The organism is Streptomyces sp. NPDC060000, from assembly GCF_042737375.1.
GTDB lineage: Bacteria > Actinomycetota > Actinomycetes > Streptomycetales > Streptomycetaceae > Streptomyces.
In genome coordinates this window covers 127,807-145,563 of sequence record NZ_JBHWUU010000006.1, presented here as the reverse complement: position 1 = coordinate 145,563, position 17,757 = coordinate 127,807, and the positions used below count along the sequence as shown (strand labels likewise).

The window sequence follows — 17,757 nt, the reverse complement described above, 5'->3', positions numbered from 1 at the left end:
GCCGCCACGACCACAACTTTTCCGGATCATCATCCCGGAAACCACGTCTCCCGCCCCGACGTCGGCCCGCGCGGTTCGTCGCCGCTTGACGATCTCCCGTTGCACCTCTGGCCACGGCCCGCGTCACGCGCGCGTGGCGTGCCCCCCGGGACCCCACCCCGGTCGAGTGGCGGTACGCGCGCGTGCCCCGGTGCGCATGGCAGGATCGGAAGGGCCATGACTGCGCCCACGAAACCCCCGCACCGTACCCCCGCCCGCTCCGACGCCGACGTGACCGCGGCCGACCTGCACTCGCCGGTGATCGACTGGTTCGAGGAGAACGCCCGCGACCTGCCCTGGCGGCGCCCCGAGGCCGGTGCGTGGGGCGTGATGGTCAGCGAGTTCATGCTCCAGCAGACACCGGTCAGCCGCGTCCTGCCGGTCTACGAGCAGTGGCTCGCCCGCTGGCCGCGCCCCGCCGACCTGGCCGCGGAGGCCCCGGGCGAGGCCGTACGCGCGTGGGGGCGGCTCGGCTACCCGCGCCGCGCCCTGCGGCTGCACGGCGCCGCGGTGGCGATAACGGAACGGCACGGCGGCGATGTGCCGTCGGACCACGCGCAACTCCTCGCACTGCCCGGCATCGGCGAGTACACGGCCGCGGCCGTCGCCTCCTTCGCGTACGGACGCCGGCACGCCGTCCTGGACACCAACGTCCGCCGTGTCTTCGCGCGCGCCGTCACGGGCGTGCGGTACCCGCCGAACGCCACCACGGCCGCCGAACGCAAACTGGCCCGCGCCCTGCTGCCCGAGGACGAGCCGACCGCCGCACGCTGGGCCGCCGCGTCCATGGAACTCGGCGCGCTCGTCTGCACGGCGAAGAACGAGACGTGCGTGCGCTGCCCGATCGCGGCGCGGTGTGCCTGGCGGCTCGCGGGCAAACCGGAGCACGACGGACCGCCGCGCCGGGGCCAGACGTACGCCGGCACCGACCGGCAGGTCAGGGGCAAGCTGCTCGCCGTCCTGCGGGAGGCGCCCGCCCCCGTGCCGCAGGCCGCCCTCGACCGGGTGTGGCACGAGCCGGTGCAACGCGCGCGTGCGCTGGACGGCCTCGTCGCGGACGGACTCGTGGAGCCGCTGCCGGGCGGGCTGTACCGCCTGCCGATGACCTGACACATCGTCATTTCACAGGTGTACGGCTCCATCACAGCCGTCGCCGGGCTCTTGTCACGCTCAACAGCCGGACACAACGCCCTATAGGTGACGCATTCAGCCCGTCTCTCTACCCCGAACCTCGCTCCGTTACACAACTGACGGACAGCTGAGCGCTAGCCGCAGGCTGCTTCGGACAGCGCCGTGACAACACCTCCGTAGCTTCAGTTGCGTACCCGGCAGGAACACGACGGCTACAGACCACAGGCAGTGAACCGGCGGCGGCAGTCCGCCGGTACGGGGAATCGGAGGCGGTTGACCATGGCACAGGACGAGGTGCTCGAGTTCGAGGAATACGTCCGCACGCGGCAGGACGCGCTGCTGCGCAGCGCCCGGCGCCTGGTCCCGGATCCGGTCGACGCACAGGACCTCCTCCAGACCGCACTGGCCCGGACGTACGGCCGCTGGGACGGCATCGCGGACAAGCGGCTCGCGGACGCCTACCTGCGCCGGGTCATGATCAACACCCGTACCGAGTGGTGGCGGGCCCGCAAGCTCGAGGAAGTCCCGACCGAGCAGCTCCCGGACGCCCGTGTGGACGACTCCACCGAGCAGCACGCGGACCGTGCCCTGCTGATGGACGCGATGAAGGTTCTCGCTCCGAAGCAGCGCAGTGTCGTCGTGCTGCGACACTGGGAGCAGATGTCCACGGAGGAGACGGCCGCCGCCCTCGGCATGTCGGCCGGAACGGTCAAGAGCACGCTGCACCGGGCGCTCGCCCGGCTCCGCGAGGAGCTGGAAGCCCGCGATCTGGACGCACGCGCGCTGGAGCGTGAGGAGCGGGAGCGTTGCGTGGCGGCCTGACCGAGGCCGGGCCCACACCGGCCCGAAGCACCATCCAGGCGGCGATCACGGCGATGTCCGTGCTCGCCGCCCTCGCCCTTCTCGTCTCCGCCTGTGGCACCGGCGGCACCGGCGCCCGTGACGAGGGCCCGGCCCACGCCGACGCGGTGGCGGGCGCCACCACCTCCCCCTCGTCGGCCTCCACCGCTCCCCCCGACCGGACGGACGCGGTCCGGCTGGTCAAGGACGACCCCGCGGTCTCGGCGGAGGTCAAGCGCGAGCTTCAGCCCTGCGTCGGCGACGAGTACCCGGTCGACGTCTCGTACGGTGACCTCACCGGCGGCTCCGGAAACGACATCATCGTCAACGTACTCACCTGCGGCGACGTGGTCGGCGTGGGCTCGTACGTGTACCGCAGGATCGACGGCGGTTACATGAACGTGTTCAGGGCCGAGGAGCCGCCCGTCTACGCGGAGATGGACCGGGGCGACCTGGTGGTGACCAAGCAGGTGTACGAGAAGGGCGACCCGGTCTCCGACCCGTCCGGTGAGAACGTGATCACGTACCGCTGGACCTCGGGCCACTTCGTCAAGGAGTACAGCTGGCACAACGACTACAGCAGCGTCGTCGGTACGGACCCGACGGTGGTGCCGGAGGCCGGCTGACCTGCCCCGGAGCGGCGTCCGAAAAAATCTTCCGGCGGTGTGAACCGATCGGGCCGCTCGTTCCGATCAATGGATGGACGGGCAGGGACGGGCAAGGACCGGCAGGGAGCACACATGGAACGCACGAGAAGTGAACGCTCCGCGCGCTCCACGCGTCCAAGCAAGGGACACACCCGACAGGTCACCGACAGGACGCAGACAGAACCCCGCCGGATCGACGGCCCGCACGCGTACATGAACGCACACGGGAACGCCTACATGAACGCATACGAGAACTGAGAGCACCGGGATGGCAGACCAGACCCACGTCCTGTTCGTCGAGGACGACGACGTCATCCGCGAGGCCACCCAGCTCGCCCTCGAGCGGGACGGCTTCGTGGTCACCGCGATGCCCGACGGCCTGTCGGGACTGGAGGCGTTCCGTGCGGACCGCCCGGACATCGCGCTGCTGGACGTCATGGTGCCGGGCCTGGACGGCGTGAGCCTGTGCCGGCGGATCCGGGACGAGTCCACCGTGCCGGTGATCATGCTGTCGGCGCGCGCCGACTCCATCGACGTCGTCCTCGGTCTGGAGGCCGGCGCCGACGACTACGTGACCAAGCCCTTCGACGGCGCCGTGCTGGTGGCCCGGATCCGCGCCGTACTGCGCCGCTTCGGGCACGCCGGCGGCGGCGACCGCACCGAGCCCGCCGCCTCCACCGCGGGCGGAGTGCTGTCGTTCGGTGATCTTGAGATCGACACCGAGGGCATGGAGGTGCGCCGGTCCGGGCAGCCGGTGGCGCTGACCCCGACCGAGATGCGCCTGCTGCTGGAGTTCTCCTCCGCTCCCGGCACGGTTCTCTCGCGCGACAAACTGCTGGAGCGGGTGTGGGACTACGGCTGGGGCGGCGACACCCGGGTCGTGGACGTCCATGTGCAGCGGCTGCGGACGAAGATCGGTCAGGACCGTATCGAGACGGTCCGCGGTTTCGGCTACAAGTTGAAGGCCTGAGCGGGGCAGGGACAGGGGCAGGAGGATGCGGGGGATGATCCGGCAGCTGGTTCCGGCCCGCACGGAGGGCGTGGGCATCCGTACGGGGCTGCGATGGAAACTGAGCGCGGCGATCGCGCTGGTCGGCGCGCTGGTGGCGATCGCGCTCAGCCTGGTCGTGCACAACGCCGCCCGCGTGTCCATGCTGGACAACGCACGCGACCTCGCCGACGAACGCGTCCAGATCGCCCAGAAAAACTACGAGCAGTCGGGACGGCCGAACTTCCCCAACATCAAGATCGACGACTTCAGCCTGCCGCCGTCGTTGCGGGAGAAGGTCGAGGAGGGCCGCCGGGCCACCTTCGTCTCCGACCGCACGGGTGGAGTGCCGGACATCTGGGCGGCCGTGCCGGTGAAGGACGGGCATGTGCTGTCCCTGCACACCGGTTTCACCGACCGCAGCACCGACATCCTCAACGATCTCGACCAGGCTCTGGTGATCGGCTCCATCGCGGTGGTCCTCGGCGGCAGCGCGCTCGGAGTGCTCATCGGCGGGCAGCTCTCGCGCCGGCTGCGCAAGGCGGCGGCCGCGGCGAACCAGGTCGCCAAGGGCGAGTCGAACGTGCGCGTACGGGACGCGATCGGCGGGGTCGTGCGGGACGAGACCGATGATCTGGCGAGCGCGGTGGACGCCATGGCCGACACGCTTCAGGAGCGGCTGGAGGCCGAGCGCCGGGTCACCGCCGACATCGCGCACGAACTGCGTACCCCGGTGACGGGACTGCTGACGGCCGCCGAGCTGCTGCCGCCCGGCCGGCCGACGGAACTGGTCCTGGACCGGGCGAAGGCCATGCGCACCCTGGTCGAGGACGTGCTGGAGGTGGCCCGCCTCGACGGTGCCTCGGAGCGCGCCGAACTCCAGGACATCGTGCTGGGCGAGTTCGTGGCCCGGCGGGTCGCGGCCAAGGACCCTGACGTCGAGGTGCGGGTGGTGCACGAGTCGATGGTCACGACCGACCCCCGGCGCCTGGAGCGCGTGCTGTTCAACCTGCTGGCCAACGCCGCCCGGCACGGCAAGCCGCCGATCCAGGTCACCGTCGAGGGCCGGGTCATCCGGGTCCGCGACCACGGCCCGGGTTTTCCCGAGGACCTGCTCGCCGAGGGACCCAGCCGTTTCCGCACCGGCAGCGCCGACCGGGCCGGACACGGGCATGGGCTCGGGCTCACCATCGCCGCGGGCCAGGCCCGCGTACTGGGGGCCCGGCTGACCTTCCGCAACGTACGGCCGGCGGGAGCCCCGGAGCACATACCCGCCGAGGGCGCCGTCGCCGTCCTGTGGCTGCCCGAGCACGCGCCGACGAACACGGGAAGCCACCGGCTGATGCCGTGAGGCGGACAGGCCGCGGTGCGCTGCTCGGTCGAAGGGCCAAGCAACAGGCCCCCCGGGGCGGACACCGCCGGGGGGCCTTGGCTCACTGCAACGAGGTCGGACTGCCTCGACTCAGACGGTCTCGAGTCGAATCGCCTCGAGTCAGAGCGCCTCGGGTCAGAGCGCCTCGACGAGGGGCGGCTGCGCCGCAGCCGTACCGTCGGTCGGCTCCGCGCCGTCCTTCTGCGGTCCGGCCCCCTTGAGCGGGACCTCCTTCACGAACACCGCCGCCACCAGCGCGATCACCGCCACCACGGATCCCAGCAGGAAGGCGGAGTGGGTACCGGCCGACACCGCGTGCTGGTAGGCCTCGCGGGCCGCGACGGGCAGCTTGGCCAGGCTGGCCGCGTCGAGCTGCGCGGACTGCTCGGTGACCTTGGAACCGAGGGCGCCGGCCCGCTCGGACATGACGTCCTGGACGCGGCTGTTGAACAGCGCGCCCATGATCGCGACACCGAAGGAGGAGCCGAGCGTACGGAAGAGAGTGGTGGACGAGGAAGCGACGCCCATGTCCTTCATCTCGACGCTGTTCTGCGCGACCAGCATCGTGATCTGCATCAGGCAGCCCATGCCGAGACCGACGACGGCCATGAACACACCGGAGGTGAGACGGCTGGTCCCGGTGTCCATCGTGGACAGCAGGTACAGGCCGATGACCATGGCGACGCTGCCGACGACCGGGAAGATCTTGTACTTGCCGCTGTTGGTGGTCACCCGGCCCGCCACCATCGAGGTGACCAGCATGGCGCCGAGCATCGGCAGGAGCAGCAGACCGGAGTTGGTCGCGGAGGCGCCCTGCACCGACTGCTGGTACAGCGGCAGGAAGAGGGTGGCGCCGAACATCACGAAGCCGGTGACGAAGCCGATGAGCGACATCAGGGTGAAGTTGCGGCTGCGGAAGATGTGCAGCGGCACGATCGGCTCGGCGGCCCTTTTCTGCCAGAACACGAACCCGATGAGCGAGGCGACACCGATCCCGATGAGTTCCATGATCCGCGCGGACGACCAGGCGTACTCCGAGCCACCCCAGGTGGTGACGAGGACGATGGAGGTGATGCCGACGGTCAGCAGACCGGCGCCCAGATAGTCGATCCGCGACTGCGAACGCTTCGTCGGCAGGTGCAGGACGGCGCTGATGAGGGCCAGCGACACCACGCCGAGCGGCAGGTTGATGTAGAAGGACCAGCGCCAGCCCCAGTTGTCGGTGATGGTGCCGCCGACCAGCGGACCGCCGATCATGGCCAGCGCCATGACGCCGGCCATCATGCCCTGGTACTTGCCGCGCTCCCGCGGCGGAATCAGGTCACCGATGATCGCCATGACGCCGACCATCAGACCGCCGGCGCCGAGACCCTGGATCGCGCGGAAGCCGATCAGCTCGCCCATGTTCTGCGCCATACCGCTCAGCGCGGACCCGATCAGGAAGATCACGATCGACGTCATGAAGGCGCCCTTGCGCCCGTACATGTCGCCGAGCTTGCCCCAGAGCGGGGTGGAGGCCGCGGTCGCGAGGGTGTACGCGGTCACGACCCACGAAAGGTGTTCGAGTCCGCCGAGCTCACCCACGATCGTAGGCATCGCCGTGCCCACGATCATGTTGTCGAGCATCGCGAGCATCATCGTGATCATCAGTGCGAGCAGGACGACCCGCACGCTCCTGGGCTGTTTCTCCGGTTCGGTCTCGACTGTCTTCGTGTCCGCCATCGTTCCCACTCCCCTGGGCTTCCCCCCGGCCGGCCACTTACCTGCCGCCCGGCTAGTTCACTACACTGGGAAGGTAGACCTGCAACTAGCCGGGCGTCAAGTAAGTTCCCGTAGGTAACTAGCCGGACGGCAAGTAAGTTCCAGCGGGAGCGCGAGAGCACGAGAATGGACGTCACCATGGACGGCACGAAGCAGCAGCGGCGCGGTAACACCCGCCAGCGCATCCAGGACGTCGCGCTCGAACTCTTCGCCGAGCAGGGCTACGAGAAGACCTCCCTCCGCGAGATCGCGGAGCGCCTGGAGGTCACCAAGGCGGCCCTGTACTACCACTTCAAGACCAAGGAAGAGATCATCGTCGGCATCTTCACGGATCTGACGAAGCCGATCGAAGACCTGATCGACTGGGGCAGGAGCCAGCCGCACACCCTGGAGACCAAGCAGGAACTCGTGCGGCGCTACAGCCGGGCCCTCTCCGAGGCGACCCCGCTCTTCCGCTTCATGCAGGAGAACCAGGCGACGGTACGGGAACTCCAGATCGGCGACTCGTTCAAGGACCGCATGCGGGGCCTGCGCGACATCATCATCGACACGGACGCCCCCCTCACCGACCAGGTCCGCTGCGTGAGCGCCATCTTCACGCTGCACGCCGGCATGTTCTTCCTCCAGGACCTCGAAGGCGACCCCGAGGACAAGCGCGCAGCCGTCCTCGAGGTCGCCATCGATCTGGTGACACAGGCGCACCAGGGCACCTGATCACATGGGCGTCAGACCTTCACGCCCTTGCTGTGCAGGAAGGTGACCGGGTTGATCGCCGAACCGTAGTTCGCGGTCGTCCGGATCTCGAAGTGCAGGTGGGGGCCGCTGGAGTTGCCGGTGTTGCCCGACAGGGCGATCTTCTGGCCCGTCTTGACGATCTGACCGACCTTCACCTCGATGCGCGAGAGGTGGGCGTACTGCGAGTACACGCCGTTGGCGTGCTTGATCACGATGGCGTTGCCGTAGGCGGGGCCGTCACCGGCTCCGTTGCCGCCGGCCTTGACCACGGTGCCGCCGTGCGCGGCCATGACCTTGGTGCCGCTCGGCACGGCGAAGTCCTGACCGCTGTGCGTGGACTGCCACATCTTGCCCGCCTGGGCGAATCCGGCGGACAGCGTGTACTTCTTCACCGGGTCTATCCAGGAAGCCGCCGAGGCGGCCGTCTTGGCGGCGGCCGGTGCTGCGGCGGGCGCGGCGGCGGACGCCACTCCGGCTCCCAGCACGACCGAGGCGCCCAGGGCTGCGGCCCCGACGGCCACACGAGTGCGGAGCAGGGACGTACGGGAGGAACGGAACGTGACGTGCTGGAACATCGAAGACCTCACGGGGGTGGGGGCAGAAGAAACCACCCGGCGTGAACCTCCGCCGCAGTGGCCATCCCTTGGTAACCCCGGGGCCCACAAGCGCCCAAACGTGTGATCTACGACTTAATCTAGTACTTCACCCCAAAACTTCTCACTTCTTGACAGATCGCCCTTTCCCGACACTTGCGGCAGCGCCCCACGCCGGAGGCCTGAACGAGGGTCGGAACCTTGGGGCCGTATGTCCTTTTTGCTCCTAATTGGGCTACGACTATTCGGTCTAGTAGCGCCCGAATCGTCTGTGCCGCATGTCACCGGCCGCCCCCTGTAAGGGACTTCGGAATGTGACGGCGGCTACTCCCGTACCTCACGGGCCACTTGTGACCCCGCTCACGTTCGCGTACGCGGGTCTGTGATCAGGCTCTCAGTCACCTCTACCGTCCAGTAACCCGCTGGTTCCCCCCAGGTCACCACCAGCTATCAGCATGCTCACGACACCGGCAGCGCAAGGACGCGAGAGGACCCCACACATGACCAGAGGCACCTGGACGCGCCGCATAGCCATGACCGCCGTGGCGACGGCAGCCGTCACGGCGATGGCGGTCCCGGTCGGCGCCCAGGCCGCGACGGCCACCGGCACCTCCACCGTCGCCACCACGGCCGCCGCCGAGGACGTCGACTACGCCACCTGGCAGCAGGACTGCCAGGCCGTGATGAACCAGGCCCTGCCGGCGCTGAAGCAGCGCATCGCCGCCACCAAGCCGGGCGAGAAGCAGGCGATCGTCTTCGACATCGACAACACCACACTGGAGACCGACTTCGGCTTCAGCTACCCCCAGCCGGCCAACAAGCCGGTCCTCGACGTGGCCGAGTACGCCCAGGAGCACGGCGTCTCCCTGTTCTTCGTCACCGCCCGCCCGGGCATCATCTCCGGGGTGACCGACTACAACCTCAAGTACGTCGGCTACAAGGTCTCCGGCCTGTACGTACGCGGCTTCCTCGACCTCTTCAAGGACGTCGCCGCCTACAAGACCGCCCAGCGCGTCAACATCGAGTCCAAGGGCTACACGATCATCGCGAACATCGGCAACAGCGCCACCGACCTCTCGGGCGGCCACGCCGAGACGACGTACAAACTGCCGGACTACGACGGCCAGCTGTCGTAGCCCCCTGGCCCCTGCCATGGCCGTGGAGGCCACGGCAGGGGCCGTGAGACGTCTGCGAGGCTTGTGAGCGCATGCGAAAGGGGCCGGTGCTGTGAAGCACCGGCCCCTTTCTGCGCTCAACCCCCTGAGGGTCAGGCTTCCTTGCTCAGGTTCGGTCCGGTGCCGCCGGCCGCCTGCTCGATCGGCGGGACGTCGGGCAGAGCCGACTTCTCCTCGCCGCGGAAGGTGAAGGTCTTGGTCTCACCCTCGCCCTCGGTGTCCACGACCACGATGTGACCGGGGCGCAGCTCGCCGAAGAGGATCTTCTCCGAGAGCGTGTCCTCGATCTCGCGCTGGATGGTGCGACGCAGCGGACGCGCACCCAGCACCGGGTCGTAACCCTTCTTCGCGAGCAGCTCCTTCGCGGGCTGGGAGAGCTCGATGCCCATGTCCCGGTCCTTGAGGCGCTCGTCGACCTTGTCGATCATCAGGTCGACGATCCGCAGGATGTCCTCCTGCGTCAGCTGCGGGAAGACGACGACGTCGTCGACGCGGTTGAGGAACTCGGGGCGGAAGTGCTGCTTGAGCTCGTCCGAGACCTTGTTCTTCATGCGCTCGTAGTTCGACTTCTTGTCGCCCGAGGCCGCGAAGCCCAGGTTGAAGCCCTTGGAGATGTCCCGGGTGCCGAGGTTGGTCGTCATGATGATGACCGTGTTCTTGAAGTCCACGACCCGGCCCTGGGAGTCGGTCAGCCGACCGTCCTCCAGGATCTGGAGCAGCGAGTTGAAGATGTCCGGGTGGGCCTTCTCGACCTCGTCGAAGAGGACGACGGAGAACGGCTTGCGACGGACCTTCTCGGTCAGCTGGCCGCCCTCTTCGTAGCCCACGTATCCGGGGGGCGAACCGAAGAGCCGCGACACCGTGTGCTTCTCGCTGAACTCCGACATGTCGAGGGAGATCAGCGCGTCCTCGTCACCGAAGAGGAACTCGGCGAGCGCCTTGGACAGCTCGGTCTTACCGACACCGGACGGACCGGCGAAGATGAACGAACCACCGGGACGCTTCGGGTCCTTGAGGCCCGCACGCGTACGACGGATCGCCTTCGACAGCGCCTTGACGGCGTCGATCTGGCCGATGACCCGCTTGTGGAGCTCGTCCTCCATGCGCAGCAGACGCGAGGACTCCTCCTCGGTCAGCTTGAACACCGGGATGCCGGTGGCCGTGGCGAGGACCTCGGCGATCAGCTCGCCGTCGACCTCGGCGACGACGTCCATGTCGCCGGCCTTCCACTCCTTCTCCCGCTTGGCCTTGGCGGCCAGGAGCTGCTTCTCCTTGTCGCGGAGGGAGGCGGCCTTCTCGAAGTCCTGCGAGTCGATCGCGGACTCCTTGTCGCGGCGGACGCCGGCGATCTTCTCGTCGAACTCGCGCAGGTCCGGCGGCGCGGTCATCCGGCGGATACGCATCCGGGAACCGGCCTCGTCGATCAGGTCGATCGCCTTGTCCGGCAGGAAGCGGTCCGAGATGTACCGGTCGGCCAGGGTGGCGGCCTGGACCAGCGCCTCGTCGGTGATCGAGACACGGTGGTGCGCCTCGTACCGGTCACGCAGACCCTTGAGGATCTCGATCGTGTGCGGCAGGGACGGCTCCGCGACCTGGATGGGCTGGAAGCGGCGCTCGAGGGCCGCGTCCTTCTCCAGGTGCTTGCGGTACTCGTCCAGCGTGGTCGCACCGATGGTCTGCAGCTCACCACGGGCCAGCATCGGCTTCAGGATCGAGGCGGCGTCGATGGCGCCCTCGGCGGCACCCGCACCGACCAGCGTGTGCAGCTCGTCGATGAACAGGATGATGTCGCCACGGGTGCGGATCTCCTTGAGGACCTTCTTCAGTCGCTCCTCGAAGTCACCGCGGTAGCGGGAGCCGGCGACCAGGGCGCCGAGGTCCAGGGTGTAGAGGTGCTTGTCCTTGAGGGTCTCGGGCACCTCGCCCTTGACGATGGCCTGGGCGAGGCCTTCGACGACGGCGGTCTTGCCGACGCCGGGCTCACCGATCAGGACCGGGTTGTTCTTGGTGCGGCGGGACAGCACCTGCATGACCCGCTCGATCTCCTTCTCGCGCCCGATGACCGGGTCGAGCTTGGACTCACGAGCGGCCTGGGTGAGGTTCCGGCCGAACTGGTCGAGGACCAGGGACGTCGAGGGCGTGCCCTCGGCAGGGCCACCACTGGCGCCGGCGGTCTCCTTGCCCTGGTAGCCGGAGAGCAGCTGGATGACCTGCTGCCGCACCCGGTTGAGATCTGCGCCCAGCTTGACGAGGACCTGGGCGGCGACGCCCTCGCCCTCGCGGATCAGGCCGAGCAGGATGTGCTCCGTGCCGATGTAGTTGTGTCCCAGCTGAAGCGCCTCGCGGAGCGACAGCTCCAGGACCTTCTTGGCACGGGGGGTGAAGGGGATGTGCCCGGACGGGGCCTGCTGGCCCTGACCGATGATCTCCTCCACCTGCTGGCGGACCGCCTCGAGCGAAATCCCGAGGCTCTCAAGGGCCTTGGCGGCGACACCCTCACCCTCGTGGATCAGGCCCAGGAGGATGTGCTCGGTGCCGATGTAGTTGTGGTTGAGCATCCGGGCTTCTTCCTGAGCCAGGACGACAACCCGCCGCGCGCGGTCGGTGAACCTCTCGAACATCGTTAATCGCTCCTCAGAGCGGTCAGGCAGTGGGGGGAACTTCCCCTCCCTGTCCTTCCGCAGCTTAGTCCCGCAAGCGGGGACCGCTCATTCCAACTGCCGACACCGTCGATGGCCTCCTGACCCCGAACGCCGACATCTGCTCCAACCCGATGGTGCGAGACGATGTTCCCGCAGGCCAGGCAGTTACCCCAGTCGCCAGTACGCCGATGGCGAACGTGAGACGGCCTTTCCTGCGTGTCGCCCCCTCCCACTAGGGATGTCTTACCCGCTGCGACCGACAGTCCATGCCGTACGCCCCCGTCCCCTCCGCTACGGGCGAACAACCTTGCGTCCCCCGACACCCCCACACGCCCCGATTGTCGACACAGTGGGCGTCCGTCCAAACACCCAGCGTAACTCGCGGGCCTTTCGGCGGTTGCACTTGGCATGGTTGGCTCAGTCCCATCGGCTGTCTGCTCGGCCGCCGCCGCGATCCTCACGGTCCCCCTCCCCCGACGGCCGCCCGGCCCGGATGATCCGGCCGACCGGATCCGCGGCTGGTACGAGAACGAACTGGGCTGGACCACGGTGCCCGGGGAGCCGGTACGACTTTTGGTGGGCGAGCGCTTCGACGTGCTGGACGTGCCGGCCGAGGCGGGCCTCGGGGCACTGCGGCGACTGGCGCCGGGTTCGCCGGTGGCCGTGCGGGGCGACCGGATGCGGCTGCTGGTGGCGGCGGGCGGCGCGGAGGAGGTGCCGGGGATCCTTCAGTGGCTGGAGTGGGGCGCGCTGCCACTGGATCTGACGGCGATCGGCGCGGGCGGGCTCATCGAGGCTCCCCTTCCACCTTCCGGGCGGGACCGGGACCGTGAGCCGGACCGGGACCGTGAGGCGGACCGGGACCGTGAGCCGGACCGGGACCGTGAGCCGGGCCCGAACCGTCCCGGGCCGGTGCAGGGGGCCGCCGTCTGGCTGCGGCCCCCCGTGGCAGGGTGCGAGACAGAGGCCTCGCTGCCGATGATGTCGGCACTGGGGGACGTTGGGGGCGCCCCCGATCTCGTACGGCTGGTGGACACGCTGGCGACGCACTGTCACCGTGTCCGGCTGCGGCGCGCGAGCCTCAGCCGTTGGCCTTCTCGTAAGCCTCACGAATGGACGCCGGAACGCGGCCGCGGTCATTGACCTCGTAACCGTTCTCCTTGGCCCACGCGCGGATCTGGGCGGTGTCCTGGCTGCCACCGGAAGCGGCGCGCGCCTTTCCACGCCCACCCGAAGCGCGGCCCCCGGTACGACGGCCACCCTTCACGTAGGGCTCGAGAAGTCCACGGAGCTTGTCCGCATTGGTAGTCGTGAGATCGATCTCGTAGGTCTTGCCGTCCAACGCGAACGTCACGGTCTCGTCCGCCTCGCCGCCGTCGAGGTCGTCGACAAGAAGGACCTGAACCTTCTGTGCCACCGGATTTCCTTTCATCGAAAACGTGAGGGTCGGGGGTCCGCGGCGTCCGCCGTTTAGCCGAGCCCCTGTTATATGCAGTACTGCAGTACGTCGGAAAGCAAACCGCTTTTGCTGGGAAAACACAAACCCCCGGCAGAGACCGGCAGCCCGCCCCTCGCCCGGAAACGTGCGCGTTTCGGACATAGGGAACCAGGGCAGTGCGCGTCGATGTGAATGGACGGCGACGATCACAGATGCAGAAGCATCCGGCTGTTGCCCAAGGTGTTCGGTTTCACTCGTTCGAGTCCGAGGAACTCCGCGACGCCCTCGTCATAGGAACGCAGCAGCTCCGCGTAGACATCGGTGTCGACCGGCGTCTCACCGATCTCCACGAAGCCGTGCTTGCCGAAGAAGTCCACTTCGAAGGTCAGGCAGAAAACCCGGCGAACGCCGAGCCACCGGGCGGTGTGGAGCAACTTCTCCAACAACTGGTGACCGACACCGGCGCCCTTCAGCCCGGGCTTCACCGCGAGAGTGCGGACTTCCGCCAGGTCTTCCCACATCACGTGCAGGGCGCCGCAGCCGACCACCTCGGCGTTGTCGTCGCGTTCGGCGACCCAGAACTCCTGGATGTCCTCGTAAAGCGTCACCGTGGCTTTGTCGAGCAGGATGCCGCCGCGGACGTACGCGTCAAGGAGACGGCGCACGGCGAAGACATCGCCGGTCCGGGCCCGGCGGACGGTGATGGCTTTAGCGGTGACTTCGCGGTTCTCGGCCGGGGGACTCTCTGCTGACATGTGCGGACGCTATCGTCCGTCGGCCTCCGTCGCCGAGCCGGGGTTCTCGCCGGTACTCCCCGTACTCCCGGGACTCCCCGCAGTCGCGGGTTCGGCTGTTTCCGGACCTTGGACGATGCGTACGGCGTCGCGCAGCGCGAGCCGCTGTTCCTCGCTCATCATCCCGAAGAAGGCGACGAGAGCGGCGGCGGGGTTGTCGCTCTGCGCCCAGGCGTCGTTCATCAGGGCGGCTGCGTAGGCGGCCCGGGTCGAGACCGCCTCATATCGATAGGCCCGGCCTTCCGCTTCGCGGCGCACCCAGCCCTTCTGATGGAGATTGTCCAAAACGGTCATCACCGTGGTGTACGCGATGGACCGTTCCTGCTGAAGGTCTTCCAGGACTTCTCGAACGGTCACCGGGCGGTTCCACTTCCACACCCGCGTCATGACCGAGTCTTCGAGTTCTCCCAATGGGCGAGGCACGCTCAGAACAATAGTGGGAGATCTCGCCAATCGCGTGCCGGACGGGCACTTTTATCGGCAAACGCGAACAAAAAGGGCGCACGGCCCCGAAAGGAGCCGCACGCCCTGGGGATGCGGAAGCGTCGTGGCCGGGTCAGGCGTCGGGACCTGCGGGGGCCCGCCGGGCGCCGTCCGCGCGCGCGAGGACGGCGTCCACGGCCGCGTCCTCCTTGGCCTTGTTGGCACCGCCCTGGGTCTTCACGATCACCCTGATCACACCGACGAAGAAAACGGCCATGACGACGGGAGGCACGAGCGCGGAGACATAGTCCATGGACCCAGGGTAGCCAGAAGGGAACCGGACACCGGGGCAGGGTCGCGCGTGTCAGCCGGCGGCCATCCTGCGCTGCTCCGGATCGGCGGGCGGCGACGGGCTCGGCTTGCGGCGCGGGAAGACCTCGCCCGGCGTGGGGACGGGCCTGCGGGCGGGCTCCGGCGTGACGGGCCGGACGGGGGCCGGACCGGGGGCGGGTGCCGGAGGCGATCCGGGGGGCTTCTTCCGCGGCTCCTCACCCGCCCGCCCGCCCTGCTCCCCGGCGGCGACGGGCATACGGGCCCAGCCTTCCGCGGAAAGACCCCCGGGAAGGGCCAGAAGCCGCGTACGGGACGCCGGGACGGTCGGAGCGGCCTCCGGCGCCCTGCGGACCGTGCGGCAGGCCAGACGGGCACGCACGTCCCGTTCGGCGAGCACCTGGCAGCGGGTCAGCAGGGCGGCCGCCGCGGGGTTGCCGCGCAGGGCGCGGAGCGCGGCGAGATCGTCGGGGTCGGGCCGGTAGCCGGTGGTCAGCACCTGTTCGAGGAGCGCGAGGTAGCCGGCGGCGGTGCCGGGGAGGGCGGCGCGGTACCGGGCGAGGTCGGCCACCAGGAAGGCCCGCAACCGGGCGGCCTCACGCATCGCCTCGTCGAGGGACTCGGCGAGGCGATGGCAGTCCTGGATGTCCTCGGCGGAGACGGGGCCGGGGTGGAGGGCGAGGGCGAGGGCGCGGCGGAGCACACGCAGCTCCTCCGTGCCGAACGCCATGCCGCCGCGGGATCCGTAGGGCGTGGGCATGCCGCGACGATACGCGCTAATCAGACAAATTCGACATAAGGGGTGGGCGTGGCGCGCCCGTAATCCGCCCTGGTGGCCCTGGCGGCCCCGGCCCCTCGGTGGCCCGCCCCCGCCGGGCCGCGTCACCCGCCGCCACCGTCCCCGGCCCGCCGCGCTCACCCCGGCCTGCCTCCGCTCGTCCACCCGCCCGGTGGGCGGAGTCGGCCGGGTCGGCCCGGACCGGACCGGCGCGGCCGCGCCGGTCCTGACTGCACGGCGGCCGTTGTCGCTCACATGCGTGACACGTTCCGCTCGTACACCAGGCGCAGCCCGATCAGCGTCAGCCACGGCTCGTGCTCGTCGATCACCGAGGACTCGCCGAGCACCGTCGGCGCCAGCCCGCCCGTCGCGATCACCGTGACCTCGTCCGGGTCGTCCGCCAGCTCACGGGCCATCCGGGTCACCACGCCGTCGACCTGGCCCGCGAACCCGTAGACGATCCCGGACTGCATCGCCTCGACCGTGTTCTTGCCGATCACGCTCCGGGGCCGGGCCAACTCGATCTTGCGCAGCTGTGCGGCCTTGACGCCGAGGGCCTCGACGGAGATCTCGATGCCGGGGGCGATGACCCCGCCGACGTACTCCCCGCGCGCGCTGACCGCGTCGAAGGTCGTCGCCGTGCCGAAGTCGACGACGATCGCCGGGCCGCCGTAGAGCTCGTTCGCCGCGACCGCGTTGATGATGCGGTCGGCGCCGACCTCCTTGGGGTTGTCGAACAGGATCGGCACGCCGGTCTTCACGCCGGGTTCGACGAGCACGGCGGGCACGTCGCCGTAGTAGCGCCGGGTCACCTCGCGCAGCTCGTGCAGTACGGAGGGCACGGTCGCGCAGATCGCGATCCCGTCGATGCCGTCGCCCAGGTCGTCCCCGAGCAGCGGGTGCATCCCCATCAGGCCCTGGAGGAGCACGGCCAGTTCGTCCGCGGTGCGGCGGGCGTCGGTGGAGATCCGCCAGTGCTCGACGATGTCCTCACCGTCGAACAGGCCGAGCACGGTGTGCGTGTTGCCCACGTCGATCGTCAGCAGCATGGCCGGTCCCCGTTCCCTACTCCGCCGCTCGCAGATCCAGACCGATGTCCAGGATCGGCGAGGAGTGCGTCAGGGCACCGACGGCGAGGAAGTCGACGCCGGTCTCGGCGTACGCCTTGGCGTTGACCAGGGTCAGCCGGCCCGACGCCTCCAGCAGGGCGCGCCCGCCGACGATGCCGACGGCCTCCGAGCACTCCGGGGGCGTGAAGTTGTCCAGGAGGATCAGGTCGGCGCCGGCGTCGACGACCTCCCGCAGCTGGTGGAGGGTGTCGACCTCGACCTCGATCGGCACGTCCGGGAAGGTCTCCCGCACGGCCTCGAAGGCCTGGGCGACGCCGCCCGCGGCGACCACGTGGTTGTCCTTGACCAGCGCCGCGTCGGACAGCGACATGCGGTGGTTGACGCCTCCGCCGCAGCGGACGGCGAACTTCTCCAGGGAGCGCAGACCCGGGGTCGTCTTGCGGGTGTCACGCACGCGTGCCCCGGTGCCCTCCAGGACGTCCGCCCACGCGCGTGTGGCGGTGGCGATGCCCGACAGGCGGCACAGCAGGTTGAGCGCGCTGCGCTCGGCGGTGAGGAGGTCACGCGTGCGCGTGGTGACGGACAGCAGCTTCTGGCCGGCCTCCACCCGGTCGCCGTCCTCGACGTGCCGCTCGACCTCGAACTCGTCGGTGCAGACGACCGAGACGACCGCCTCGGCGATCCTGAGGCCCGCGACCACGCCCGCCTCACGCGCGGTGAAGTCGGCGGTGGCGACCGCCTCCTCGGGGATGGTCGCGACGGTCGTCACGTCGACTCCGTGAGCCAGGTCCTCCTGGATGGCGACGTTGGCGATGTCCTCGACCTCCACGGGGTCGAGTCCGGCCTCGGACAACAGCTGGGCGAGCGCGGGATCGAGCCCGCACTCAGCGTATTCGGCGTATCCCTCGTCGGTGAATTCGGCGTCTGCGTCGGCGCCGCAGGCACAGCCGTCGCCGCAGCCGCCGCTCTGGGCGAGGGGAAGGTCGGGGGTGCTCACGTCT

19 protein-coding genes are annotated in these 17,757 nt (G+C 69.3%); 9 read left to right on the top strand and 10 right to left on the bottom strand.

The window, feature by feature from the left end; translation table 11 throughout:
* The first annotated feature begins 216 nt into the window (after window positions 1-216).
* From ACFWBB_RS05830 to cseC, 6 genes are all read left to right on the top strand, one after another.
* Window positions 217-1,149 carry an A/G-specific adenine glycosylase gene (locus ACFWBB_RS05830; RefSeq protein WP_385267431.1) on the top strand — a complete coding sequence of 311 codons (933 nt, stop codon included), beginning with the start codon at window positions 217-219 and terminating at the stop codon, window positions 1,147-1,149.
* Between the two features lie 300 nt (window positions 1,150-1,449).
* Window positions 1,450-1,992 carry a SigE family RNA polymerase sigma factor gene (locus tag ACFWBB_RS05825; protein ID WP_385267428.1) on the top strand — a complete coding sequence of 181 codons (543 nt, stop codon included), beginning with the start codon at window positions 1,450-1,452 and terminating at the stop codon, window positions 1,990-1,992.
* A complete protein-coding gene (locus ACFWBB_RS05820; protein WP_385267425.1) occupies window positions 1,977-2,636 on the top strand; it encodes a hypothetical protein in 660 nt (219 codons plus the stop codon). The genes ACFWBB_RS05825 and ACFWBB_RS05820 overlap by 16 nt, the downstream gene beginning before the upstream one ends.
* A gap of 114 nt (window positions 2,637-2,750) precedes the next feature.
* On the top strand, window positions 2,751-2,915 hold the full coding sequence (locus ACFWBB_RS05815) for a hypothetical protein (protein ID WP_385267422.1): 165 nt from the start codon (window positions 2,751-2,753) through the stop codon (window positions 2,913-2,915).
* Window positions 2,916-2,925: 10 nt separating this feature from the next.
* Window positions 2,926-3,627 carry a two-component system response regulator CseB gene (gene cseB / locus ACFWBB_RS05810; protein ID WP_385267419.1) on the top strand — a complete coding sequence of 234 codons (702 nt, stop codon included), beginning with the start codon at window positions 2,926-2,928 and terminating at the stop codon, window positions 3,625-3,627.
* 25 nt (window positions 3,628-3,652) lie between these two features.
* On the top strand, window positions 3,653-4,996 hold the full coding sequence (gene cseC / locus ACFWBB_RS05805) for a two-component system sensor histidine kinase CseC (RefSeq protein ID WP_385267416.1): 1,344 nt from the start codon (window positions 3,653-3,655) through the stop codon (window positions 4,994-4,996).
* Between the two features lie 156 nt (window positions 4,997-5,152).
* Here cseC and ACFWBB_RS05800 read toward each other — a convergent pair whose 3' ends face one another.
* The gene (locus tag ACFWBB_RS05800) at window positions 5,153-6,739 is read right to left on the bottom strand and encodes an MDR family MFS transporter (RefSeq protein WP_385267413.1); all 1,587 of its coding nucleotides are present in this window, start codon (window positions 6,737-6,739) and stop codon (window positions 5,153-5,155) included.
* A gap of 165 nt (window positions 6,740-6,904) precedes the next feature.
* On the opposite strand from ACFWBB_RS05800, the gene ACFWBB_RS05795 reads away from it, so the two are divergent.
* On the top strand, window positions 6,905-7,492 hold the full coding sequence (locus ACFWBB_RS05795; RefSeq protein WP_385267410.1) for a TetR/AcrR family transcriptional regulator: 588 nt from the start codon (window positions 6,905-6,907) through the stop codon (window positions 7,490-7,492).
* An 11-nt stretch (window positions 7,493-7,503) separates the two neighbouring features.
* Here ACFWBB_RS05795 and ACFWBB_RS05790 read toward each other — a convergent pair whose 3' ends face one another.
* A complete protein-coding gene (locus tag ACFWBB_RS05790) occupies window positions 7,504-8,088 on the bottom strand; it encodes a M23 family metallopeptidase (protein ID WP_385267408.1) in 585 nt (194 codons plus the stop codon).
* Between the two features lie 518 nt (window positions 8,089-8,606).
* On the opposite strand from ACFWBB_RS05790, the gene ACFWBB_RS05785 reads away from it, so the two are divergent.
* Complete coding sequence (locus ACFWBB_RS05785) at window positions 8,607-9,242, top strand: HAD family acid phosphatase (RefSeq protein WP_385267406.1); 636 nt, start codon at window positions 8,607-8,609, stop codon at window positions 9,240-9,242.
* Window positions 9,243-9,373: 131 nt separating this feature from the next.
* Here ACFWBB_RS05785 and ACFWBB_RS05780 read toward each other — a convergent pair whose 3' ends face one another.
* Complete coding sequence (locus tag ACFWBB_RS05780; protein WP_385267404.1) at window positions 9,374-11,902, bottom strand: ATP-dependent Clp protease ATP-binding subunit; 2,529 nt, start codon at window positions 11,900-11,902, stop codon at window positions 9,374-9,376.
* Between the two features lie 429 nt (window positions 11,903-12,331).
* On the opposite strand from ACFWBB_RS05780, the gene ACFWBB_RS05775 reads away from it, so the two are divergent.
* The gene (locus ACFWBB_RS05775) at window positions 12,332-13,066 is read left to right on the top strand and encodes an SCO3374 family protein (protein ID WP_385267401.1); all 735 of its coding nucleotides are present in this window, start codon (window positions 12,332-12,334) and stop codon (window positions 13,064-13,066) included.
* Here the strand turns inward: ACFWBB_RS05775 and ACFWBB_RS05770 are convergent.
* The 7 genes from ACFWBB_RS05770 to nadC all read right to left on the bottom strand — a co-directional run bounded on the left by ACFWBB_RS05770 (window position 13,005) and on the right by nadC (window position 17,753).
* Complete coding sequence (locus tag ACFWBB_RS05770; RefSeq protein WP_015658762.1) at window positions 13,005-13,340, bottom strand: Lsr2 family protein; 336 nt, start codon at window positions 13,338-13,340, stop codon at window positions 13,005-13,007. The two genes, ACFWBB_RS05775 and ACFWBB_RS05770, sit on opposite strands and share 62 nt — an antisense overlap.
* 227 nt (window positions 13,341-13,567) lie before the next feature.
* Window positions 13,568-14,116 carry an amino-acid N-acetyltransferase gene (locus ACFWBB_RS05765; protein ID WP_385267398.1) on the bottom strand — a complete coding sequence of 183 codons (549 nt, stop codon included), beginning with the start codon at window positions 14,114-14,116 and terminating at the stop codon, window positions 13,568-13,570.
* A gap of 9 nt (window positions 14,117-14,125) precedes the next feature.
* Window positions 14,126-14,542, bottom strand: coding sequence for a BlaI/MecI/CopY family transcriptional regulator (locus ACFWBB_RS05760; protein WP_385267488.1), 417 nt, complete (start codon window positions 14,540-14,542; stop codon window positions 14,126-14,128).
* 169 nt (window positions 14,543-14,711) lie between these two features.
* The gene (locus ACFWBB_RS05755; protein ID WP_385267395.1) at window positions 14,712-14,891 is read right to left on the bottom strand and encodes a hypothetical protein; all 180 of its coding nucleotides are present in this window, start codon (window positions 14,889-14,891) and stop codon (window positions 14,712-14,714) included.
* Between the two features lie 51 nt (window positions 14,892-14,942).
* Window positions 14,943-15,638 carry a hypothetical protein gene (locus ACFWBB_RS05750; RefSeq protein WP_385267486.1) on the bottom strand — a complete coding sequence of 232 codons (696 nt, stop codon included), beginning with the start codon at window positions 15,636-15,638 and terminating at the stop codon, window positions 14,943-14,945.
* 299 nt (window positions 15,639-15,937) lie between these two features.
* Window positions 15,938-16,735, bottom strand: a complete 798-nt coding sequence (locus ACFWBB_RS05745) for a type III pantothenate kinase (RefSeq protein ID WP_385267393.1) — start codon at window positions 16,733-16,735, stop codon at window positions 15,938-15,940.
* Window positions 16,736-16,751: 16 nt separating this feature from the next.
* Window positions 16,752-17,753: a carboxylating nicotinate-nucleotide diphosphorylase gene (gene nadC, locus ACFWBB_RS05740; protein ID WP_385267390.1), complete on the bottom strand. Its 1,002-nt coding sequence runs from the start codon at window positions 17,751-17,753 to the stop codon at window positions 16,752-16,754.
* Window positions 17,754-17,757: the final 4 nt, after the last annotated feature.

Excerpts from the sequence above, each read along its gene's own strand:
- ACFWBB_RS05760 (WP_385267488.1), bottom strand. The coding sequence starts at position 14,542 with ATGACGCGGGTGTGGAAGTGGAACCGCCCGGTGACCGTTCGAGAAGTC.
- ACFWBB_RS05790 (WP_385267408.1), bottom strand. The coding sequence starts at position 8,088 with ATGTTCCAGCACGTCACGTTCCGTTCCTCCCGTACGTCCCTGCTCCGC.
- ACFWBB_RS05825 (WP_385267428.1), top strand. The coding sequence starts at position 1,450 with ATGGCACAGGACGAGGTGCTCGAGTTCGAGGAATACGTCCGCACGCGG.
- ACFWBB_RS05775 (WP_385267401.1), top strand. The coding sequence starts at position 12,332 with ATGGTTGGCTCAGTCCCATCGGCTGTCTGCTCGGCCGCCGCCGCGATC.
- ACFWBB_RS05755 (WP_385267395.1), bottom strand. The coding sequence starts at position 14,891 with ATGGACTATGTCTCCGCGCTCGTGCCTCCCGTCGTCATGGCCGTTTTC.
- ACFWBB_RS05750 (WP_385267486.1), bottom strand. The coding sequence starts at position 15,638 with ATGGCGTTCGGCACGGAGGAGCTGCGTGTGCTCCGCCGCGCCCTCGCC.
- ACFWBB_RS05800 (WP_385267413.1), bottom strand. The coding sequence starts at position 6,739 with ATGGCGGACACGAAGACAGTCGAGACCGAACCGGAGAAACAGCCCAGG.
- ACFWBB_RS05815 (WP_385267422.1), top strand. The coding sequence starts at position 2,751 with ATGGAACGCACGAGAAGTGAACGCTCCGCGCGCTCCACGCGTCCAAGC.
- ACFWBB_RS05795 (WP_385267410.1), top strand. The coding sequence starts at position 6,905 with ATGGACGTCACCATGGACGGCACGAAGCAGCAGCGGCGCGGTAACACC.
- ACFWBB_RS05830 (WP_385267431.1), top strand. The coding sequence starts at position 217 with ATGACTGCGCCCACGAAACCCCCGCACCGTACCCCCGCCCGCTCCGAC.
- cseB (WP_385267419.1), top strand. The coding sequence starts at position 2,926 with ATGGCAGACCAGACCCACGTCCTGTTCGTCGAGGACGACGACGTCATC.
- ACFWBB_RS05785 (WP_385267406.1), top strand. The coding sequence starts at position 8,607 with ATGACCAGAGGCACCTGGACGCGCCGCATAGCCATGACCGCCGTGGCG.
- ACFWBB_RS05765 (WP_385267398.1), bottom strand. The coding sequence starts at position 14,116 with ATGTCAGCAGAGAGTCCCCCGGCCGAGAACCGCGAAGTCACCGCTAAA.
- ACFWBB_RS05745 (WP_385267393.1), bottom strand. The coding sequence starts at position 16,735 with ATGCTGCTGACGATCGACGTGGGCAACACGCACACCGTGCTCGGCCTG.
- ACFWBB_RS05780 (WP_385267404.1), bottom strand. The coding sequence starts at position 11,902 with ATGTTCGAGAGGTTCACCGACCGCGCGCGGCGGGTTGTCGTCCTGGCT.
- cseC (WP_385267416.1), top strand. The coding sequence starts at position 3,653 with ATGCGGGGGATGATCCGGCAGCTGGTTCCGGCCCGCACGGAGGGCGTG.